The sequence below is a fragment of the Aerococcus sp. L_32 genome (assembly GCF_050689315.1).
Genome location: NZ_JBOEQF010000023.1, coordinates 1 through 20,681, shown reverse-complemented (window position 1 = coordinate 20,681; position 20,681 = coordinate 1). Strand labels below are relative to the sequence as shown.

Annotated in this window: 15 protein-coding genes and 1 riboswitch; of the genes, 2 read left to right on the top strand and 13 right to left on the bottom strand. The window is 39.6% G+C overall.

Annotated elements, in window-relative coordinates; genetic code table 11:
* Positions 1 to 253: 253 nt before the first annotated feature.
* The 3 genes from rlmD to ACRCJ0_RS03070 all read right to left on the bottom strand — a co-directional run bounded on the left by rlmD (position 254) and on the right by ACRCJ0_RS03070 (position 3,518).
* Positions 254 to 1,636 carry a 23S rRNA (uracil(1939)-C(5))-methyltransferase RlmD gene (rlmD, locus tag ACRCJ0_RS03080; RefSeq protein WP_431389459.1) on the bottom strand — a complete coding sequence of 461 codons (1,383 nt, stop codon included), beginning with the start codon at positions 1,634 to 1,636 and terminating at the stop codon, positions 254 to 256.
* A 261-nt stretch (positions 1,637 to 1,897) separates the two neighbouring features.
* Entirely contained in the window at positions 1,898 to 3,034 is a 1,137-nt protein-coding gene (locus ACRCJ0_RS03075) for an ArgE/DapE family deacylase (RefSeq protein ID WP_197558352.1), read from the bottom strand.
* A 10-nt stretch (positions 3,035 to 3,044) separates the two neighbouring features.
* Complete coding sequence (locus ACRCJ0_RS03070) at positions 3,045 to 3,518, bottom strand: S-ribosylhomocysteine lyase (RefSeq protein WP_048728807.1); 474 nt, start codon at positions 3,516 to 3,518, stop codon at positions 3,045 to 3,047.
* A 184-nt stretch (positions 3,519 to 3,702) separates the two neighbouring features.
* Between ACRCJ0_RS03070 and ACRCJ0_RS03065 the strand changes: the two genes are divergently transcribed.
* Together ACRCJ0_RS03065 and ACRCJ0_RS03060 are read left to right on the top strand one after the other, a co-directional pair.
* A complete protein-coding gene (locus tag ACRCJ0_RS03065) occupies positions 3,703 to 4,236 on the top strand; it encodes a transcription repressor NadR (protein WP_181463305.1) in 534 nt (177 codons plus the stop codon).
* Between the two features lie 109 nt (positions 4,237 to 4,345).
* Positions 4,346 to 4,912 carry a hypothetical protein gene (locus ACRCJ0_RS03060; RefSeq protein WP_271735804.1) on the top strand — a complete coding sequence of 189 codons (567 nt, stop codon included), beginning with the start codon at positions 4,346 to 4,348 and terminating at the stop codon, positions 4,910 to 4,912.
* Positions 4,913 to 4,980: 68 nt separating this feature from the next.
* Here the strand turns inward: ACRCJ0_RS03060 and mgtA are convergent, their stop codons facing one another.
* The 10 genes from mgtA to ACRCJ0_RS03010 form a co-directional block, all read right to left on the bottom strand.
* On the bottom strand, positions 4,981 to 7,626 hold the full coding sequence (gene mgtA / locus ACRCJ0_RS03055) for a magnesium-translocating P-type ATPase (protein ID WP_431389458.1): 2,646 nt from the start codon (positions 7,624 to 7,626) through the stop codon (positions 4,981 to 4,983).
* A 278-nt stretch (positions 7,627 to 7,904) separates the two neighbouring features.
* Positions 7,905 to 8,072, bottom strand: a riboswitch (M-box (ykoK) riboswitch).
* Positions 8,073 to 8,565: 493 nt separating this feature from the next.
* Positions 8,566 to 9,993 carry an Asp-tRNA(Asn)/Glu-tRNA(Gln) amidotransferase subunit GatB gene (gene gatB / locus ACRCJ0_RS03050; protein ID WP_270370812.1) on the bottom strand — a complete coding sequence of 476 codons (1,428 nt, stop codon included), beginning with the start codon at positions 9,991 to 9,993 and terminating at the stop codon, positions 8,566 to 8,568.
* A 15-nt stretch (positions 9,994 to 10,008) separates the two neighbouring features.
* Positions 10,009 to 11,463 carry an Asp-tRNA(Asn)/Glu-tRNA(Gln) amidotransferase subunit GatA gene (gene gatA / locus ACRCJ0_RS03045; RefSeq protein WP_431389457.1) on the bottom strand — a complete coding sequence of 485 codons (1,455 nt, stop codon included), beginning with the start codon at positions 11,461 to 11,463 and terminating at the stop codon, positions 10,009 to 10,011.
* Entirely contained in the window at positions 11,463 to 11,768 is a 306-nt protein-coding gene (gatC, locus tag ACRCJ0_RS03040) for an Asp-tRNA(Asn)/Glu-tRNA(Gln) amidotransferase subunit GatC (RefSeq protein WP_016897919.1), read from the bottom strand. The genes gatA and gatC overlap by 1 nt, the downstream gene beginning before the upstream one ends.
* A 290-nt stretch (positions 11,769 to 12,058) precedes the next feature.
* Positions 12,059 to 13,180, bottom strand: a complete 1,122-nt coding sequence (locus ACRCJ0_RS03035; RefSeq protein ID WP_431389456.1) for a CamS family sex pheromone protein — start codon at positions 13,178 to 13,180, stop codon at positions 12,059 to 12,061.
* Between the two features lie 161 nt (positions 13,181 to 13,341).
* Positions 13,342 to 15,354 (bottom strand): NAD-dependent DNA ligase LigA, encoded by a 2,013-nt coding sequence (ligA, locus tag ACRCJ0_RS03030; protein ID WP_431389455.1) that lies wholly within the window; start codon positions 15,352 to 15,354, stop codon positions 13,342 to 13,344.
* 42 nt (positions 15,355 to 15,396) lie between these two features.
* Positions 15,397 to 17,961, bottom strand: a complete 2,565-nt coding sequence (locus ACRCJ0_RS03025) for a UvrD-helicase domain-containing protein (RefSeq protein ID WP_431389454.1) — start codon at positions 17,959 to 17,961, stop codon at positions 15,397 to 15,399.
* Positions 17,962 to 18,373: 412 nt separating this feature from the next.
* Positions 18,374 to 19,030 (bottom strand): GntR family transcriptional regulator, encoded by a 657-nt coding sequence (locus tag ACRCJ0_RS03020; protein WP_016897923.1) that lies wholly within the window; start codon positions 19,028 to 19,030, stop codon positions 18,374 to 18,376.
* Positions 19,031 to 19,131: 101 nt separating this feature from the next.
* Complete coding sequence (locus ACRCJ0_RS03015; RefSeq protein ID WP_431389453.1) at positions 19,132 to 19,875, bottom strand: glycoside hydrolase family 73 protein; 744 nt, start codon at positions 19,873 to 19,875, stop codon at positions 19,132 to 19,134.
* A 127-nt stretch (positions 19,876 to 20,002) separates the two neighbouring features.
* Positions 20,003 to 20,680: an ABC transporter ATP-binding protein gene (locus ACRCJ0_RS03010; RefSeq protein WP_431389452.1), complete on the bottom strand. Its 678-nt coding sequence runs from the start codon at positions 20,678 to 20,680 to the stop codon at positions 20,003 to 20,005.
* Between the last annotated feature and the right edge of the window lies 1 nt (position 20,681).

The window sequence follows — 20,681 nt, the reverse complement described above, 5'->3', positions numbered from 1 at the left end:
TGACTCATATGCTTTCTAAACCAACGTTTATAAACGATAACCTAGTAAAATCAACAAAAAGAGCTGTCTATTTCGCTAATTCCTCCTAGGTATCAATACCTAGGAGGAATTAGCTGACAGCTTGTAAATGAAGTCGCTTTGTTCCCTCATGAATTATACCATTAAACATACAATGTTTCAGCCACTCAGTTTGCTCATTTTGCTTGCCTTCTTGGAAAATCCGTGCATGGGTAGGAGATCTACTTCTGCGAAACTAACGTTTCTTCTCAAGTAGTGTCACTGTCTCAACATGCCAAGTTTGTGGGAACATATCTAATGGTTGAACTTGCTCGAAGTCATAGCCTGCTTCTACGAATTTTGCGATGTCTCGTGCCATAGTTGTTGGATTGCACGAAACATAGACAATCTTTTCTGGGTTAGCTTCAATTGTTGATTCGATGAAAGTATCATCTAAGCCTTTACGTGGTGGGTCTACAACAACGACGTCCGGTTGAACGCCCGCTTTGACCCATTCACCCATTACCGTTTCAGCTTGTCCTGTTTCAAAATGGACGTTATCAATATAGTTTAAAGCTGCATTATTCTTGGCCATTTTAACCGCATCAGACACAGCTTCTACCCCGTATACTTGTTTGGCTTTTTTAGCTAATGCCATGGTAATTGTACCAATACCACAGTAGGCGTCTACTACTGTTTCTTCACCAGTTAAATCAGCTGCATCAATCGCTAATTGATATAACTTTTCAGCTTGAGGTGTATTAATTTGGAAGAATGACCGACTTGAAATATCGAAGGTGAAATCAAACATCTTATCCTCGTATTTATCCACACCATATAGCACACGTTGTTTACCTGACATTACGACATTTGTTTGTTTAGTATTCGAACTCAAGACAATAGACACAACTTCTGGTACTTTTTCCACAATTTCAGTCACAATTTGGTTTTCTTCCGGTAAATCTTTACCTTTAATCACAATAATGACCATCATTTGATTTGTATAATAGCCCTTACGGATTACAATATTACGTATTAGCCCTGAATGTTTCGCTTCATCATAGCCTTTTAATTCGTGTTGGTTAAAGATATCTACAATACTTGCGATAGCTTCGTCAATTCCAGGTAATTGGATTTTAAAATCTTCCACAGGGATAATCTCATGAGAATTTTTCCGGTAAAAGCCTGAATACAATTGCCCTTCATCATCCGTACCAATAGGAATTTGTGCCTTATTACGGTATCTAAAAGTATCTTCAGAACCTACAGTAGGCAATACTTCGCGCCCTTCAGCTAGACCAAAACGACTAAAAGCATTCTCCACTTGTTTTTGTTTGAAAGCAAGTTGGGATTCATAAGTCATATGTTGCAGCGGCATTGTACCCACTTGGCTTGATACCTTATCCACAATGTCTACCCGGTCCGGTGAATCCACAGTTCGTTCCATCATTTTTCCATAGCCAAACTTTTTACCCACAGAAATAGCCCTAATTGTCCCCACTTCACCTGGTAAAGCATTCTCTACGAATAGCGGATAACCATCCACTTTAACCACACCTAATCCTTGAAAAGTAAGGTCTTCAATTGTGCCTTCAAAAGAGTCATTCTTTTGAATCGGCGTTGTATATTTCTTTTTCATATTTATCATCATCCTTTTTCATTGTCTCCACCATTTTACCATGTACACCCTTGAAATACTTGAGAAAACAACAAAACGCCAACACCCAAGTGCCAGCGTTACTAATCAAATATTTTTTATAATGTTTTTCTTAACCCATCAAATAAATAAGTGTATCAATCTTATCGTCAAAACAGGTGTCATTATGCCTATCCATTCTGTTACCAAATTCAATGTTCTTGGTTCATAATCTAAGTGAATTTTACATTTAAAGCCAAAGAATTACTTCAAGTATCCTTTATATATGTTCACATACTTATCGATGAAGGCTAAGTATTGGTCCACTTCAATAGATTCGTCTATGGTATGAGCGCTATCAATCCTACCTGGTCCATAAATAACAAAGTCAAATTTGTTATCTACATTGGTAAAGTTAGACCCGTCAGTTGCACCACTTAACCCGCGGTTTTCCGCTTGTGGATCTTCTACCTTAATTAAATCTACTAATACAGAATCATTATCTCCATCTGCATATTGGTTGTTTTGTAACAAGTTCAATTCTAACATACCTTGACCGTTAGCGTTAATATCTTCAATCACGTCATTGAAAATGCCAACCACAACGTCATTGCCTACTTCAGGAATTGTCCGTGCATTTCCTGATAGGACTGTATATTCAGGGACTGAGTTGATTTGGTTGCCCCCTTCAATCATGGTGAAGACATTCAACATTTTACCTAACATATCGTTTTCAGCTGTCGCAGCCGCTTCATCAATCTTGACATTGGTCTTGTTGATAAAATCGTTAATCAGCTGAATGGTGTTAACCCCTTTTTCCGGTGTAGAGGAATGGGCAGCACGTCCGTGGGCAATGACTTGATATTGGATTGACCCCTTGTGTTTGGTGTTGTAGTAAGGAGTTGATGGTTCGGCGATAATCATGCCGTCAATATCTTCTGTATAACCTAGGTCAGTTAATTGTTTAGACCCTAGCATACCGATTTCTTCTCCAACACAAGCTAGTAAACGAACTGTCCCGCTAAAGTCTTGGCCAGATTCTTTTAATTCGATCATGGCGATAATTAAAGCCGTTAAACCAGCTTTCATATCAGTTGTCCCACGACCGTACATTACACCATCATGAATTTCAGCACCATATGGTGGGTATGTCCATAAGTCAGGATTTCCAGCATCTACCACATCCATATGGCCTGATACGGCTAAAATCTTTCCATCTTCTTGACCTTTTAATTCTGCTACCAAGTTAACACGACCATCCGCATATTGTATCAATTCCGATTCGATACCATGTGCTTCAAGTAAGTTCTTGTAATATAGGGCGACAATTTCTTCATTACCGTTTGGTGTTTCTAATTGGATGACATCTTGTAGAATTTTAATTTTCTCTTGTTTATCCATAGAAACCTCCCTAATTAAAGACTTTACGCTCGAATGGATCTACTGAGAACCCTGCTTCTAAAACGTCTTTTGCATACTGTTGCGCGCCCCATAGTGAATGATCACGGAAGTTACCACATTCAACGCGTTCTGTCCCTTGCACATCTGACCATTTAGCCGCTAAGACATCATTCAGTACTTTTGTCATGGCTGTTGCCACTTCCTCAACTGATGGTGTTCCCCAAACGATCATGTAGAAGCCAGTACGACAGCCCATTGGTGAAATATCGATAACCCCTTCTAAATAATCGCGCGTATAAGCCGCCAATAAGTGTTCTAAAGTATGAATGGCACTTGTTGGAATGGAATCTTGATTTGGTTGCACAAAGCGGATATCAAACTTGCTTAATTTGTCCCCTAACGCCCCCGTTTCAGCGCCCGCAACACGTACGTATGGTGCCTTCACAGCATCGTGGTCTAATGTAAAACTTTCTACTTTTGCCATAATAATCTCCCTTATCTATCTCTATTTGGTCTCGGTAAATCTTCCTTATCATTTTATCATTAATTTCCCGGCTTTCAAAGGTATCCAGACCGTCACTCTTTGGAGAAGGAATCGGCGCCACCTTGTTGGTCGTCACGTGAAGGCATGTGCTATAATCAACGAAAGATCTAAAGGAGGGCCTTCCATGAAAGCAGCCGAACGACGAGACTTACTGATTCAAACCTTGAACCAAGCCACAACGCCCCTGAAAGCCACTAGCCTTGCCAAAGAATTTGGTGTCAGCCGCCAAATCATTGTCGGGGACGTCGCTATTTTGCGGGCGAGTCACCATGACATTATCGCCACAAACCAAGGCTACCTATTAGCCGATAAAGCTACGAGCGTGGATGATAGTCGCTTCCGTGGCAAAATCGTCTGCCAACATTTAGCGGACCAAGCTATTGAAGAATTAACTATAATCGTCAACCACGGCGGTTACGTTGAAAATGTCGAGGTAGACCACCCTTATTACGGGTTAATTAAAGCCAGCCTACAAATTAAGCATGCGGGCGATATTCAAGACTTCCATGCAGCCATGGATAAATCAGCCGGCACAATGCTGTCTTCTTTAACCAACGGCATCCACCTACACACTATTACAACGTCTGATGAAGCCACATTTGAAGCCATTAAAGCCGACTTAAAAGCTGTTGGCATTTTATTAGACGAAAGTATTTAGTTTACACTTTCAAAGTTTAGATTATCTTCCTTGTCAGTCTTTACACCTGTCTTGACACCTAAAGGAATTTTGCGTATGATTAACTCAACAAATTTGGGAGGAAATTATTATGCAAAGGAATCAAGTGTCTAAGCGCACACAAAATTTAACTATTACTGGTTTACTTACCGCTATAGGGATCTTTATCCCCTTAATTATGCCATTTAAAGTCGTCATAGGCCCTGCCTCTTTTACCTTAGGTTCTCATGTCCCTGTTGACATGTCCATGTTTAGAAAACCTTCAACAGCAGCTATTGTCGCAGTCGGCACTACTATCGGTTTTCTAATGGCAGGTTTCCCTATCATTATCGTGGCTCGTGCCCTTACTCACTTAATTTTTGCAACTTTAGGCGCGTATTACCTACAAAAAGCACCAAATACCCTGGTAAAAATTGGCTCAAGAACAGCCTTTAACTGCGTGATCAACACCATCCACGGTCTTGGCGAAGTGGCGATTGTATATGCTTTGACTACGGCTGGCGTAGTCCCACCATCAGATGGTTTCATGTATACTTTAATTGTTTTAATCGGTATCGGTACCTTGATCCATGGAATGATTGACTTTGAAATTGCCTATCAAATTACAAAGGCCATCGAAAAAAGAGCACACCTTGGTTTTGCTCAGGTAGCTTTATAAAATTGACACAAAAAAGAGAGCTGCCGCTCTCTTTTTTCTTGTTATTTTCCAAATATCAATAGCTGCCATTATAGTAATTCGCCATGACGTTTCACATAGATATGTTTCACGATTTGTACTAATATCAAATACAAAACGACTGTTACGGCTAATAACCCCCAGAATTGGATTGGTAATGCAGCTAAGCCAAGTGCGTGACCTAAACCTGTATACGGTGCTAATGTTCCAATTAAAATACCAATACCTGTAATTGAAAGTACTACTTTTGATGGTCGACTTTGAATAAATGGGATTTTTGGTGTGCGTAAAGTATACAAAACAAGCGTTTGTGTCCATAAGGAAAGCACAAACCAACTAGATTGAAAGATCGCAATAAATAAATCTTGTTGACCTTCGTTTAAGTTTACAAATTGTCCACCAGCAATACTTGGTGCTATAAGGAAAAATGTAACGATAAAGGTCGTGACATCAAAAATGGAACTTGTTGGACCAAACCATACCATAAATTTTTGAATGGAAGAAGCTGCCCATTTTTTAGGTAGGTATAAATATTCTTTATCCATATCGTCCCATGGTAATGACATTGACGCAATTTCATAGATTAAGCCTAAGAACAGCAGTTGAATAGGTAGCATTGGTAAGAATGGTAAGAAGATACTAGCAATCAGTACTGAGAATACATTCCCAAAGTTAGATGAAGTAGTCGCTTTGATATACTTCATGGTATTACCAAATACTTTTCGTCCTGCTAGAATCCCTTTTTCAAGAATCATTAAGTCTTTTTCTAGCAAAATGATATCTGCTGATTCTTTAGCAATATCCACTGCGTTATCCACAGAAATGCCCACATCGGCTGCTCTTAGTGCTGGCGAATCATTAATCCCATCACCTAGAAACCCTACCACATGACCATTTTCTCTTAGGATCGTCACTAAAGTTGATTTTTGCGTTGGATTTAATTTTACAAATAAGCTGTGTTTTTCAGCAATTTCACGTAGTTCTTCATTTGTTTTATCCACTAATTGATCCCCTGAAATAATATGATCTGTAGGGATACCTACCTGCTCAGCTACAGATACCGTCACTAGTTCGTTATCACCTGTCATAATTTTCACATTAACTGCATGATCATTTAAAGCTTTAATAGCTGCCTTAGTCGATGGTTTTGGTGGATCTAGGAAGGCTAAATACCCAATAAGCACCATTTCACTTTCATCTTTTACTGAGAAAGCATCTACAGGACTAGGGTTTGTTTTTTGGGCAACGCCTAATACACGTAATCCTTGACTATTTAATTTGGCAACTTGTGCTAATACTTCTTCCCGTGCTTGGTCTGTTAACTCAAGTATTTCCCCCGCATAGTCCACGTAAGATGATACAGCCAACATTTCTTCGATCGCACCCTTAGTGATCATTTGCGTTTTACCCGCTTGGTCTCCAACCACTACACTCAGTCTTCTACGCTCGAAGTCAAAAGGAATTTCATCTACTTTTGTATAAGCGAGTTTTTCACATGCTATTTCATCTTCACCTGCTTGAATAATCGCTTTATCCATAAGGTTACCTAAACCAGTTTGATAATAGCTATTTAAATAAGCATGGCGTAATACACGTTCGCTTTCTTCCCCATCAATATTTAGATGGTGTTGGAGCACAATATTATCTTGTGTTAAGGTACCCGTTTTATCTGTCACTAATACGTCAATAGCACCAAAGTTTTGAATACCTTGGAGGTTCCGGACAATCGTTCCCTCTTTTTTCATATCTTTAGCACCCTTGACTAGGTTTGTTGTCACAATCATTGGTAACATTTCAGGCGTTAAACCGACTGCAATGGAAATACCAAATAGTAAAGCTTGTAACCAATCACCTTTTGTTAAACCATTAATCAGAATAACAATCACTGCCATCAAACCCATAAAGCGAATTAATAATAGTGACGTCTTTTCAATACCCTCATCAAAACTTGTTTTAATAGGTTCATTGGCAAAGGCATCCGCAATACCACCGAATAATGTATTATTCCCGGTTCTTACTACCACACCTTCACCGACACCGCTCACTACTTCACTTCCAGTAAATACTAGGGTAGCATAATCTGTTTCAGTAGTAGGTTCCTCTATTTCATCCAGTGCGCGTTTCTCAACAGGGTGACTTTCACCTGTTAATGAAGTCTGAGATACGAATAAATCTTTACTGTTTAGTAAACGAATATCCGCTGGAATCATATCCCCAGCTTTTAACCCAACTAAGTCACCGATTACGATATCTTCAGTTCTAATTTCTTGGTACTGACCTTCCCTCTTAACTGCCGATGTCACTTCGACCATAGATTCTAATGCTTCTACAGATTGATTTGAACGGATAGTTTGAATCAAAGACATGGTACCACTTAAGATAATTAACACCACAATAATAATTGGTCCTATAATTTCCCGTTCAGCAGCTTCCACAAATACATAATCTGTTAAAAATGAAATCAAAGCTAAACTTAATAATACGAGTGTAAATGGCGTGAAATAAGCCTCAAAGATATAGCGCCATAAACTTTTCTCTGTACCATAATCTATTTCATTATCGCCGTATTCATTTCTAATTTGATTTGCTTCGTTTTCTTTAAAACCGTCTGCTTTTACTTTAAATACTTCTTTTATTTCTAAAATAGGTTTACTAGCTAGTTCAAAGTAACCTAATTTATCTCTGTTATTCATCATTGTATTCAATCCTTTCTTTCACACGATGCTACTTCCTCACATTAGTCTAAACTGTAATCAGCCACCTAATGTTCTGGAAAGGATGCAAAGAAAGTCTTTAACCATTGAATGAATGATAAAAACAACTAAGAAATGATACACCTTTTTACCATAAAAATACCTCCTCATTTTATACTTGTTAAAATGAAGATTTGTCGCAATATAAAAAGCCCCCACTAAAATTAGCGAGAGCCTACTCTAAATATCCACAACAAAAATGGGTATACACCTATTTTTGTTACTTGATCTTTTCGTGGAGTTTTAGCACTATACAACGTAAACATTCCTGTTAGCTACGTTAGAAATTCCTTCTATTCGGATGATCCTGTTATACCCATTGGCGTCTCTGGACGTTTCTGGGCAGTAGCCTGTGTTTGTATAGGAGCCTCTGCCTAACAAATCATATTCTCTTTTCAACACCTATAAGCATACGAACATTAACGGTCATTGTCAAGTCATAGAGAAAGCTTGAATTTGTATCAAGCCTTTGTTAGCTTATATTTACTAGTTAATTTTACGAATTGTTCTACCTGAACCTACCCAGTCAAACCCCTGCACTTGCTAGGAAAAATAGCCAATATTTACTTTTTAACCGTAATTAGCTTTACTCCAATTTTAGGCAATTATATATCTTAAGCATCCCAATTTATATTACTATCCGGATTAAAAAATAGTAGATTTTAAAGTTGGTCATTAAATTATTCAGGTATGTGAGATACGTTTGCAAGATTGAGCCTAGAACTACCTAGCATGCCTTAACAGTTAAAAAGGGTAACTGACCATATCAGAGTATTTGAGAGTAAGTGTAAACAAGAGACTTTGCGATTCATTTACTAACAATAAAAAACATGTCCGATTCACCGACTTGGTGGACCAGACATGTTTTAACTTTGTTCAAAATTAGCGTTTATCTAATTCTTCTGTTAATAATTGATTAACAACTTGTGGGTTCGCTTGACCTTTCGTTGCTTTCATAATTTGACCAACTAAGAAACCAGTCGCTTTCTTCTTACCAGCTTTATAGTCGTCAATTGATTGTTGGTTGTTATCAAGGATTTCAGTAATCAATGGTAATAATTGTGCTGGATCAGACAATTGAACTAACCCTTCAGCTTCAACAACCTCTTTAGCAGAACCGCCTTTATCCGCCAATAATTTGAATACTTTTTTCGCTTGTTTGCTTGAGATAGTACCATCTTCAATCAAGGCAATCATTTCAGCTAATGATTCGGGTGTTAAACCAATTTGGTCTAAGTCTTTTTCATTATCATTCATGTAAGCATTCACTTCACCCATTAACCAGTTAGAAGCTTGTTTCGGATCAGCGCCAGCTTTCACTGTAGCATCAAAGAAATCAGACATTTCTAAGGTTTGTGTTAAGATTTGAGCGTCATATTCAGGTAATTCGTAAGTATCTACATAACGTTTACGACGATCAGCCGGCATTTCTGGTAGGGTGGCTTGAATTTCTTCTAACCAAGCGTCAGCTACTGTAAATGGCGGTAGGTCTGGTTCTGGGAAGTAACGGTAATCCGCAGCCCCTTCTTTTACACGCATTAATTGTGTTTTACCAGTGCTTTCATCATAACGACGAGTCGCTTGTTCAATCACGCCACCAGCATTTAAAACTTGTGCTTGGCGTTTTTCTTCGTAAGCAAGACCTTTACGAACATAGTTGAATGAGTTTAAGTTTTTCAATTCGTTTTTGGTACCAAATTCTTTTTGACCGTAAGGACGTAAAGAAATGTTGGCGTCACAACGCATTGACCCTTCTTCCATTTTTACATCAGAAACGCCTGTGAAACGGATGATTTCACGGATTTTTTCTAAGTATGCATATGCTTCTTCTGGTGAACGCATATCTGCTTCAGATACGATTTCTAATAACGGTGTACCTTGACGGTTTAAGTCAACTAGTGAGTCGCCAGCACCGTGGATGTTTTTACCGGCATCTTCTTCTAAGTGAAGACGTTCGATACGGATTTTTTTCGTTTCACCATTCACTTCAATTTCAATCCAACCATTTTCACCAATTGGTTGCCATAACTGTGTTGTTTGGAAGGCTTTTGGATTATCTGGGTAGAAGTAGTTTTTACGGTCGAAGTGTTGTACTGGATTGATTTCACAGTTTAAGGCTAAGGCCGCTTTAATAGCGAATTCAATACCGCGACGGTTCATTTTTGGTAAGACACCAGGGTAACCGAAGTCAATAACGTTTGTATTTGTGTTAGGTTCTGCTCCAAAGTGAGCGGCAGATGGAGAGAACATTTTTGATTCTGTTTTTAATTCGACATGGACTTCAAGTCCAATGACTGTTTCGTAATTCATGCGATTTCCTCCCTCTTACTCTGCTGGATGTTTAGTATAAGCGTCGTTTACTTGTTCAACAGCGTATGCTGCACGGTAAATTTTCTCTTCCTCGAAACGGTTACCGATGATTTGTAAACCAATTGGTAGACCTTTGTCGTCAAAACCAACAGGCATTGATAAACCAGGTAGTCCAGCTAAGTTTACAGGAACTGTTAATAAGTCAGCCATGTACATTTCGATTGGATCCTCATTTTTCTCACCTAATTTAAAGGCAGTGCCAGTAGTTACTGGTGATACGATTAAATCAACTTCTGAGAAGATGTTATCAAATGCTTCTTTAATTAACATACGTACTTTAGCAGCTTTCATGAAGTATTCGTCGAAGTTTTCTGATGCGATAGAGAATGTACCTGTCATCAAACGACGTTTTACTTCATCACCAAAACCTTCAGTTCTTGTATTTACATACAATTCTTCTAGATCATTGAAGTTTTCTGCGCGGTAACCATAGCGGATACCATCGTAGCGTTGTAAGTTTGAAGATGCTTCTGCAGAGGCAATGATATAGTAAACTGGAATACCATATTTCAGATTTTCGAAGCTGATTTCTTTAACAGTTGCACCAGCATTTTCTAATTGCTTGATTGAAGCACGAACTTGCTCTTTCACTTGATCATCAACTGAGTCACCGAAGAACTCTACCGGTACACCAACAGTTAAACCTTGAACGCCATCTTTCATAGAAGCTACATAGTTAGGCACTTCAATGTTTGCTGAAGTTGAATCATGGTCATCATATCCAGCAATTGCTTCTAACATAATCGCATTATCTTCAACTGTACGCGTCATTGGCCCAACTTGGTCTAGTGAAGAAGCAAAAGAAATAACGCCCCAACGTGACACACGACCGTAAGTAGGTTTCATACCGACTATTCCGTTGTATGCCGCAGGTTGACGGATTGAACCACCTGTATCGGTACCTAATGTTGCCATCACTTGGCCAGCTGAAACTGCGGCCGCTGAACCACCTGAAGAACCACCTGGTACACGCTCTGTATCAAATGGATTACGGACTGGGCCGAAATAAGACGTTTCATTAGAACCACCCATGGCGAATTCATCCATGTTTAATTTGGCAATATTAATCGCGCCTGCTTCAGCTAATTTTTCAGTAACTGTTGCATCATAAATTGGTACAAAATCTGCTAACATCTTAGATGCTGCTGTAGTTGTGACGCCATTTGTTAAAATATTATCTTTTAATCCAATCGGAATTCCTTGTAATGGTCGGTCAGAGGAGTAACCTTTTTCGTCAGATGCTTTTGCTTTAGCTAAAGCATTTTCTTCGTCTAATGTGATCACAGCGTTAATAACGTCATTGTCTGCTTTAATGCGTCGGATAGCTTCTTCCACTAGTTCAACAGATGTCACTTGGCCTGCTACTAATTTCTCATTTAAAGAGCGAATTGTATCTGTAAATTTTTCCATTAAGCGTCGCCTCCATCTGTATCAATAATTGATGGTACTTCGATAAAGCCATCGACTGTTGTTTTGGCGTTGATAAATAATTCATCACGCGTTTGCATTTTCACAACTTTATCTTCGCGCATCACGTTTTCAAAATCGACTGCCCAGAACATAGGCGCTACATCTGTAGTATCGATTTCTTGTAACTCTTCAATCATATTTAAAATATTCCCAAATTCTTCAGTAAAGTGAACGACATCTTCATCTTCAACTTTGAATTTAGCTAATTTAGCAATCCGTTTAACTTCTTCTTCAGAAATTGACATAACGGGTTCCTCCTTCATTCTTCAGCTTAGTTTTCGCCTTATTTTACCTGTTTTATTTTAGCACAAACCGCTCAAGTCAACAATGTAAATTAAGGTTACATGAGTAGCTTTTTTATAATTTTAATCTTCTATAGTTAAAAACCGCTTATAAATGGCAATAGACAAGCTTTTATACTAAAACTTGCCTATCGATTTGCTCATTTTTCCTATTGCTGTCTGCTAGCAAACAGCTAACAACCCCTTTTTCAAATAAGAAAAATAGATTGATATGTCACAAAATATCACACATATTAATCGACTAATGCATAGTCAAAAGTGTCTGAATCTTTATTTCTCGTCAATAAGGCGCGTACACCGTCAGCGGTCACTACTTGAATTTGAATCTCAATATTGTTATTGAATACTGAGCTAGCAGTTGAAATTGCTTGCTGAGACAAGGCAATAACTTCACTATAACCATCAAACTGACTATTGATTACAATATTAACGTTTTGCAGTTCGTTATCTTGATAGTATCCTACCCCTGATAAACCTGATAGTTGAGGGTAGAAGGACTGGATTTGGTCACGGAAACGGGTGAAGGATACAGTATCTTCTTCGTTTGGTGCATCATCTACGGCATAAACAACGAAGTCCTGATTATAAGTGGACCAGTCACCGAATGAGTTGCCACTTGAAGAAACGGCATCTGTGGTATAAGTACCACCACCTAGATCACCTGATTCCTCATTTTCAAAAATGGCCACATGAATTGGCGTATCGGCGTAAGCATCATCTTGACGAATATTGCTTACAATCTTTTCCGCCATTTGTTTCCCATGTTCGATACGCTCTTCGGATGTGATTTCAAATTCTTGTGTTTCTGATTCAGAGTTAAAGGTGTCTGAATAGTTCATCCCCAAACCGATTGAAATACCAGCTACATTACCATCTTGGTCCACAACATCATATTCCATAATAGAATTTAAGTAGCGTGGCTCATATCCATCCAGTGTTTCAGAGCGTGCACCTGATGGATTTAATCCTTCTGGGTTTTCATCAGATTGTGCTTTTAAGAAGGCAATCGTTTTGTCTTCGCCAATTACTTGGCCCTCTTGAATTGAATAGTCCTCTGTTGAGAAAATATTCTTGGCTAGGTCATACAAACCGCGCTCTAAATTCTCCGCATTGGCTTGTGAAGATGCCCCCGCTGTAATGCCTGAAGCAGAATTGGTTTGGTAAGTGCCGTCACTAATGTATGACGAGTAGTATTCTGTCGACAATTGGCTTGTTTGTTGTTCTTCACTACTAGATGAAGTTTGGCTGGCTGAACCTGCTGATTCGGTTGAATCCGCTTGGTCATTTTGACAGGCTGCTAGGGCCAAGGTTGCCACCAATAATATAGATAAGGTTTTGAATTTTTTGATTTTCAATACGACATTCCCTTTCTTAACTTGGTATTCTCCCCAATCACAAGTCCGCGTTTTTCTTCTGGCGCTTCAAGAAAAGTCGTTTCAACTTTTCAAGCCCGATAGGATGACTGTAGTCCGTCTAAAGAAGCTATTTCGAAACGCACTTCATAGAGTCTATTATATTATAACCTGTCAACCATGTCTTGTTCAGAAAATACAGTAACGCCTAAGTTTTCTGCTTTGGCCAATTTTGACCCTGCATCTTCCCCAGCAACTAGGATATCCGTCTTCTTAGAAACGGACCCTGTAACGTTACCTCCTAAGGCTTCGATAGCTTTCTTAGCTTCCGGTCTTGTGTACTGAGATAATTTCCCAGTTAGGACGATTGTTTTGCCGGCCCAGAAGGAATCGATGGCTTCAACTTCTGCTTTACCCGGCCCCTTGTACTTCATGTTGACGCCATTTTCCACTAGGGCCTCAATGGTTTCGCGCGCGCCGTCTGTGGCAAAAAAGGCAACCACGGAATCCGCGATGGTTTCGCCAATTCCTTCAATATTGGTTAAATCGGTTATTCCCTTGGTCATAATTTCTTGCATGCTTGGGTATACTTCAGCTATCTGACGAGCAGCTTTCGCCCCAACATGACGAATGCCTAAACCAAATAATAAGCGCTCAAGTGAGTTTTCTTTGGAAGCTTCAATAGCTTGGATAATCTTATCTGACGCCTTGTCCCCAACCTTGTCTAAGGCCATCAATTGGTCTTTCTTGACTTGGTATAAGTCAGCTGGACTATGGACATTGGCCTTGTCATACATTTGTTCTAGGACAGATGGGCCAACACCGGTAATATTCATGGCGTTTCGAGACACGAAATGATACAACTTCTCTTTTGCTTGGGCTGGACAAGCTGGGTTCACACATCTCAAGGCCACTTCATCCTCTAAATGGACTAGGTCGCTATGGCAAACCGGACAAGTCGTTGGTTTAGGATACGGCGTTGAATCTTCAGGTCGCTTATCTAAAACAACCGTCACCACTTCTGGAATAATATCCCCCGCCTTATGGATGACCACTGTATCATTTAGGCGGATATCTTTAGCCTCAATCAAGTCCATATTGTGGAGGCTAGCCCGTTGAACGGTTGACCCGTCTAATAAAACTGGTTCCATAATGGCAGTTGGGGTAACTACACCTGTACGCCCAACCGTCCACTCGATATCATGGATGGTCGTTTCCACTTCTTCGGCTTGGAATTTGTAGGCAATCGCCCATTTGGGTGCCTTAACCGTATAACCTAAAGTTTCTTGGTCACTAAAATCGTCTACCTTGATAACAATCCCATCAATACCGTAAGACAATTCGTGACGTTTAGCAGTCATTTCTTCAATGTAGGCTTGAATTTCTTCGAAAGTTTCACACACTCTGGTTAACGGGTTTACGCGCAAGCCATAGTCTGGGAAATGTTGGAACAAGTCTTGTTGACTCTTGATCGGTAATTCATCAGAAAAGACTCCTGAGTATAAGAAAATATTCAAATTACGACTGGCTGTGACTTTTGAATCCAATTGACGGATTGATCCAGCAGCTGAATTCCGCGGGTTAGCGAAAGTTGGCAAGCCTGCTTCTTCACGTTTTTCGTTTAAGGCCAAAAAGGCATCCTTAGGCATGTAGATTTCGCCGCGCACCTCGATATCGATATCTTGGCGAAGTTTCATAGGGACTGATTTAATGGTACGAACATTGTTAGTAATATCCTCACCAACAACACCATCCCCCCGAGTAGCTGCTCGGACGTAACGGCCATTTTCATATTGAATAGCTACTGATAAACCATCAATTTTCAACTCACATACAAAGCGTATATGGTCGCCAATACTTTTCTTCGCATCTGCTACAAATTTAGCTACTTCTTCAAAATTAAAGGCATTACCTAGGGACATCATAGGTTGTGAATGGGTTACCTTAGTAAAGGCTTCGGACACAGCGTCCCCCACCCGTTGCGTTGGCGATTCAGCTTGAATGAAAGTTGGGTACTTGGCTTCTAGATCCTGTAACTCACGGTAAAGTTTGTCGTATTCGGTATCCGAAATCGTTGGATTATCTAAGGCATAGTATTGGTAGGCATAGTCATTCAAGAGATGGGTTAAGGCTTCAATACGCGCAACATCAATACTTTGTTGGTTATCCTTTGTCATCGTTCAATCTCCTTTTATTCCGTTTATTCCGTGATGTATATTTTAAGCTTGTTTCTCAATTGGGGCGAAGGCAGATAATAGACGCTTGATTCCTTGATTAGGGAAAGCGATATCTAACTCTTGGTCATTGCCAGTACCTGAAACCTTGACAACTGTCCCAACACCCCATTTTTTGTGGACGGCTTTATCGCCGATAGCCCAGGTTACTGGACCATCTACTGTTTTAATATCTTTATTAGCGGTAACTGGGTCAAATACTGACCGTTTCGCTTCTTTCTTGCGTTCATAGTAAGACTTGGCATTGGCTCTTTCATAGGTATTGGACGCTCGTTTACTTTTGCTGGCATAATCTGCCGCAAAAGTTGCGCCTGATGAAGATGAAGAACCGAAACCTGATGAGCTGCTGCCACCAAATGGTAAGTCTGATGGACTGCCGCCAGATGGTTGGAAAATAGACCGCTCATTTTCGCTGTCGTCTAATAATTCATCATCAATTTCTGCGATAAATCGCGAAACTGGGTTGGACTGGTATTTCCCGTAAAGCAAGCGCGACAATGAATTGGTTAAGTATAATTTCTCTTCCGCTCGGGTAATGCCAACATAAGCAAGTCGTCGTTCCTCTTCAAGTTCCGACTCTTCTTTAGCTGCACGGGCTAGTGGGAACATACCTTCTTCCATCCCAATAATGAAAACAATTGGGAACTCAAGTCCTTTAGCCGCATGTAAAGTCATCAAGGTCAATTCCCCTTGTTGGTCAATTTCTTGGTTGTCCAAATCTGATACCAATGATAAATCCGTGATAAAGCCCATCAAGGCATCATCTTCAGCCGGATTGTTGTCAATCACACCATCAAGTTCTGCTTGAATCCCTTCAAGGTCGAATAAATTGAAGGTACCATCTGGATTGAGTGGGTTATTGCCCGGATTCACGTCACTTTGGTTGAGGTTGGCTTCTTGTAATTCTGTCGGCCGTTCCGCTTCTTCTTGGGCCGCAATTTGCGCTGCTTGTTCGCGGTCTTCTTGCTCAGCTTCCCAACGTTTGTCGAACTCTTGGGTTACCGAAATGAACTCGTGAATATTGTCGATGCGGGCGTCAGCTTCAAGTGTTTTCTGATTTTCCAAATCCTTTAAGTAGCCGGTTTGTGCTAAAATTTCCTCGACTAAGTCTTGGATGGCTAAGAATTCGCGTTGCGTTTGGAGATTGGCCATCATTTTGCCGAAAGCCTTTAAATTCGTAGCACCTTTACCAGTGATTGGTGAATGGTCGACTAGGGTTGCCGCCTGTAAAAGGGAAATCCCTTGCTGGCTGGCGAATGTGTTTAATTTATCTAGGGTTCCTGGTCCAATACCACGTTTAGGCACGTTGATAATACGCGTAAATGATAGGTTATCAGACGGATTGGCCAGTAGACGTAGGTAAGCTAGAATGTCTTTAATTTCCTTGCGGTCGTAGAATTTTAGACCGCCAACAATCCGGTAAGGCATGTTGGCCTTGACCAAATTCTCCTCCATTACACGGGACTGGGCATTGGTTCTATACAGAATGGCAATGTCCCCGTAACGCTTGTTTTGACCTTTGATAGCATCTTTAATTTTACCGATGACATAGTTGGTCTCGTCACGCTCATTTTGCGCCCGGTAATAAGAAATCAATTCACCCTGGTTATTATCAGTCCAAAGGGTCTTATCCTTACGATAGGTGTTTTTATTGATGACATTATTGGCCGCTTGCAAGATATTTTTAGTAGACCGGTAATTTTGTTCCAATAGGATAGTGGTTGATTTTGGATAATCCTTTTCGAAGTTCAAGATATTTTCCATATTGGCACCACGCCAACCATAAATAGACTGGTCAGCATCCCCTACTACACACACATTATGGAAGTACCCTCCTAGGTGTTTGACCAATTTATATTGGGCTTCGTTGGTATCTTGATATTCATCCACATGGATATAGTGAAATTTTTGTTGGTAGTATTTCAGAATATCTGGCTGTTGGTCAAATAATTTAACGGTATACATAATTAAATCGTCGAAGTCGAAAGATTGCGCTGCTTGAAGACCTTTCTGGTAGCGTTCATATACATCTGCCACTACATCTTCTATATATCCAGAATAATTTTGACGGTAGTCATCTGGTAGCATTAAGTTATTCTTCGCATCAGAAATACGCCCTAGCAGCATTTTATGAGAGAATTTATCCTTATCTAAGTTTAATTCTTTAATAATACGTTTGATAAGGGTTTGTTGTTCTGATGGATCAGCTATGGTAAAAGACCTTGTAAAACCAATTGCCTCAGCTTCTCTTCTTAAAATACGTACACACATAGCGTGAAAAGTGGATACCCACATATCATTGGCATCCGGGCCTACTAGGGCTGAAACTCGTTCTTTCATTTCCTTAGCGGCCTTATTGGTAAATGTAATCGCCAAAATATTCCAAGGATTCACATCTTTTTCACTTAAAATATAGGCCATGCGGTGAGTCAAAACACGTGTTTTCCCACTACCAGCACCAGCCATAATTAATAGCGGCCCCTCGGTATGCTCAACAGCTTCCTTTTGTCGATCATTAAGCCCCTTCGTAAATTGATTCAATGCCATCATTAGGCCACCTTCCCGTATAGTTTCATTGATAAGGATACCATTTATAGAACACCTGTTCAACGAAAACAAGGTGCGAGAGCGACCGCTCAGCTCAACAACACTGGAATACTAATGCAGTGGCTGATGCAATCAGCTGCAAGTTAGTCTGAAGTGGACTTGAGCTGGTCGAGCGAACCCGATTATAGGATGTGATTCAGAGCGCTAAGGCAGGAGACTTCTAACGCATTTGAGCGAGTAAATGCTAAAGCATCAACTCACTCATAACGTTGGAAGATTAGTGTAGTGACTGACGCAGTCAGTTGCAAACTAATCTGAAACGCAGTCATTTCTGGTTTGCGGAACCCGATTAAACAAGGTGTGTCACAAGCTAATGCCATAAGAAAAGACGAACCTTTTAAGATTCGTCTCTCTCCTATTTGTTGATTTGATAAAGAATTAATTGGTTTATCCATATGCGGGCTTGTTTACGCGCCATCGCATAATCTTTATGTACTAAAGCCTTCAACATCGTTGGATAGATTTCTTTTAAATCATTCGCTTCTCGTTTGAAGGTTGAGTGATCCTCCTTGGCTTCTTTTATGTACAATTCATGTAGGGGTTGAATTGTATTCAAGGTAACCTGTCTGAAGTATGAATTCGGATAGAAGGATACCAAATAGGTAAACATTTTGAATTCAGTATCAAAGTAAGTTTCCAAGTCATATGCTGCAAGTGATTCAGAAATATTTTGTTTCAATTCTTCAACGCGTTCGGTGTCTACTTGGACATCTTTATTTTGCATTTGCTGGAAGAGATTCATAGTTAACAATTCAATAAATTGTAGACGTTCCACAATTGCTCGTGCGTTTAGTGCATTTTTCGCTACTACCGCACCCTTGTATTGTTCAATACGAATATAATCTTCTTCAGCAAGTTGTGCCATGGCTTTTCGAACCGGCGTACGACTCATGCCTAGCGTTTCTGCAATTTCCACTTCTTTTAAGTGTGTATCTGGTAATAGCAAATTACTATCGATTTGTTCCTTTAGGTATTGATATGCTATGTCCTTATAGCTCTTAGTCTTCGCCACGGTTTTACCCCCTATAAAAAGTACAATATACCGAAATATTGTTCATCTTTTATAATACACTTGAATAGGTACCATTGCAAATGAATTTTCTTTCACTTATCCTATTGAACCTGGTTATCAAACCGAGTTAATTCATATCTTTCTATCACATCTATCAAAGATTCCGCATAATTAGGATCGGTAGCATACCCAGCTTCTTGCAAGGCATAGGCAGCTTCTTTATACGAACTTGCATTCAAAACACCATTATAATGTGTTTCATTCCATGAAGTGCCGTTTGCAAGTAACCTTCCGTGATCAGCTACCGATTCTTCCCAAGATGTATAAACCCGGAAAGGCTCATCCACAGTAATATATTGGCCATTCACAAATTCTTGTGTGGGTAAATCTACACTTGGATCATTTGGGCTATATGATTTACGACCAAATAAATTAAAATACTCACTAGATAATTGACTTTTACCAAAATTAGATTCTAATACTGCTTGGGCGGTGACAATACTTGGTAATACATGAGAATTAGGATATTCAGTTACTGCATATTGCCCGACTAAATCCACAAATTCTTGGTCCGTATATACCATTTCCACCTCTTCACTAGAGGCCTCACTTGACGTGGGTACGCCTTGATAGTCTTGGGAAAGGAAAAATAGCATCAATCCAAGAATTGCAAGTGTTCCTAACCATATTTCTTTACGACGTTGTGAACGTCTCTTCTTGGAAATATATTGTATTTTTTTATATTTTCTTTTTTTGAAAATTAGCCTGAATGCTTGTTGATACCCTTTAAACCAACCTTGCCAACCCTTTAATTTGCGTCTTGCTTGCTTCTTTTTCTTTGCCAAAATATTGTCACCCCCTTACTTACATCTTATTTTGACCGTAATTAGTCCATTTTCCCCTGCATTATACATAAAAAGCGTTGAGTAAACCATTACGATTACTCAACGCTTATATTAAGATTATATAAATCTATACCATTGCCCCACCAAGATAAGCTTCTTGCACTTTCTCAGAAGTTAATAATTCTTGACCAGATCCTGATAATAAGATTTTACCAGTTTCCATAACGTAAGCACGGTCAGAAATGCTTAATGCTTGCTTGGCATTTTGTTCAATCAATAGCACTGTTGTACCAGCTGCATTGATTTCCTCAATAATGTTGAAGATTTGTTGGATGAATAATGGTGCTAATCCCATTGATGGTTCATCTAACAATAGTAATTTTGGCTTAGCCATTAAAGCTCTTGCCATGGCAACCATTTGTTGTTCCCCGCCTGATAAAGTCGCTGCGTCTTGGTTTAAACGCTCTTTAATGATTGGGAAGTATTCAAATGATTTTTCCATATCCTCTTTTAAGCCATCGCGATCTTTACGAGTGTAAGCGCCCATTAAAAGGTTTTCCTTAACTGACATCCCTTTAAATACGTGACGCCCTTCTGGTACTTGAGAAATTCCTGCTTTTACAATCTTCATTGCGTTTGATTTTAGGATATCTTGTCCTTCATAAAGAATTTGACCACTCTTAGCTGGTTTGATACCTGAAATTGTCCGTAAGGTTGTGGATTTACCCGCACCATTTGATCCAATCAATGACACAATCTCGCCTTGATTTACTTCAAAGCTAATGCCCTTAATCGCTTCAATCATA

Bases quoted from the DNA above. Each gene is read 5' to 3' on its own strand.
- rlmD (WP_431389459.1), bottom strand. From the start codon at position 1,636: ATGAAAAAGAAATATACAACGCCGATTCAAAAGAATGACTCTTTTGAA.
- ACRCJ0_RS03075 (WP_197558352.1), bottom strand. From the start codon at position 3,034: ATGGATAAACAAGAGAAAATTAAAATTCTACAAGATGTCATCCAATTA.
- ACRCJ0_RS03070 (WP_048728807.1), bottom strand. From the start codon at position 3,518: ATGGCAAAAGTAGAAAGTTTTACATTAGACCACGATGCTGTGAAGGCA.
- ACRCJ0_RS03065 (WP_181463305.1), top strand. From the start codon at position 3,703: ATGAAAGCAGCCGAACGACGAGACTTACTGATTCAAACCTTGAACCAA.
- ACRCJ0_RS03060 (WP_271735804.1), top strand. From the start codon at position 4,346: ATGCAAAGGAATCAAGTGTCTAAGCGCACACAAAATTTAACTATTACT.
- mgtA (WP_431389458.1), bottom strand. From the start codon at position 7,626: ATGATGAATAACAGAGATAAATTAGGTTACTTTGAACTAGCTAGTAAA.
- gatB (WP_270370812.1), bottom strand. From the start codon at position 9,993: ATGAATTACGAAACAGTCATTGGACTTGAAGTCCATGTCGAATTAAAA.
- gatA (WP_431389457.1), bottom strand. From the start codon at position 11,463: ATGGAAAAATTTACAGATACAATTCGCTCTTTAAATGAGAAATTAGTA.
- gatC (WP_016897919.1), bottom strand. From the start codon at position 11,768: ATGTCAATTTCTGAAGAAGAAGTTAAACGGATTGCTAAATTAGCTAAA.
- ligA (WP_431389455.1), bottom strand. From the start codon at position 15,354: ATGACAAAGGATAACCAACAAAGTATTGATGTTGCGCGTATTGAAGCC.
- ACRCJ0_RS03025 (WP_431389454.1), bottom strand. From the start codon at position 17,961: ATGATGGCATTGAATCAATTTACGAAGGGGCTTAATGATCGACAAAAG.
- ACRCJ0_RS03010 (WP_431389452.1), bottom strand. From the start codon at position 20,680: ATGATTGAAGCGATTAAGGGCATTAGCTTTGAAGTAAATCAAGGCGAG.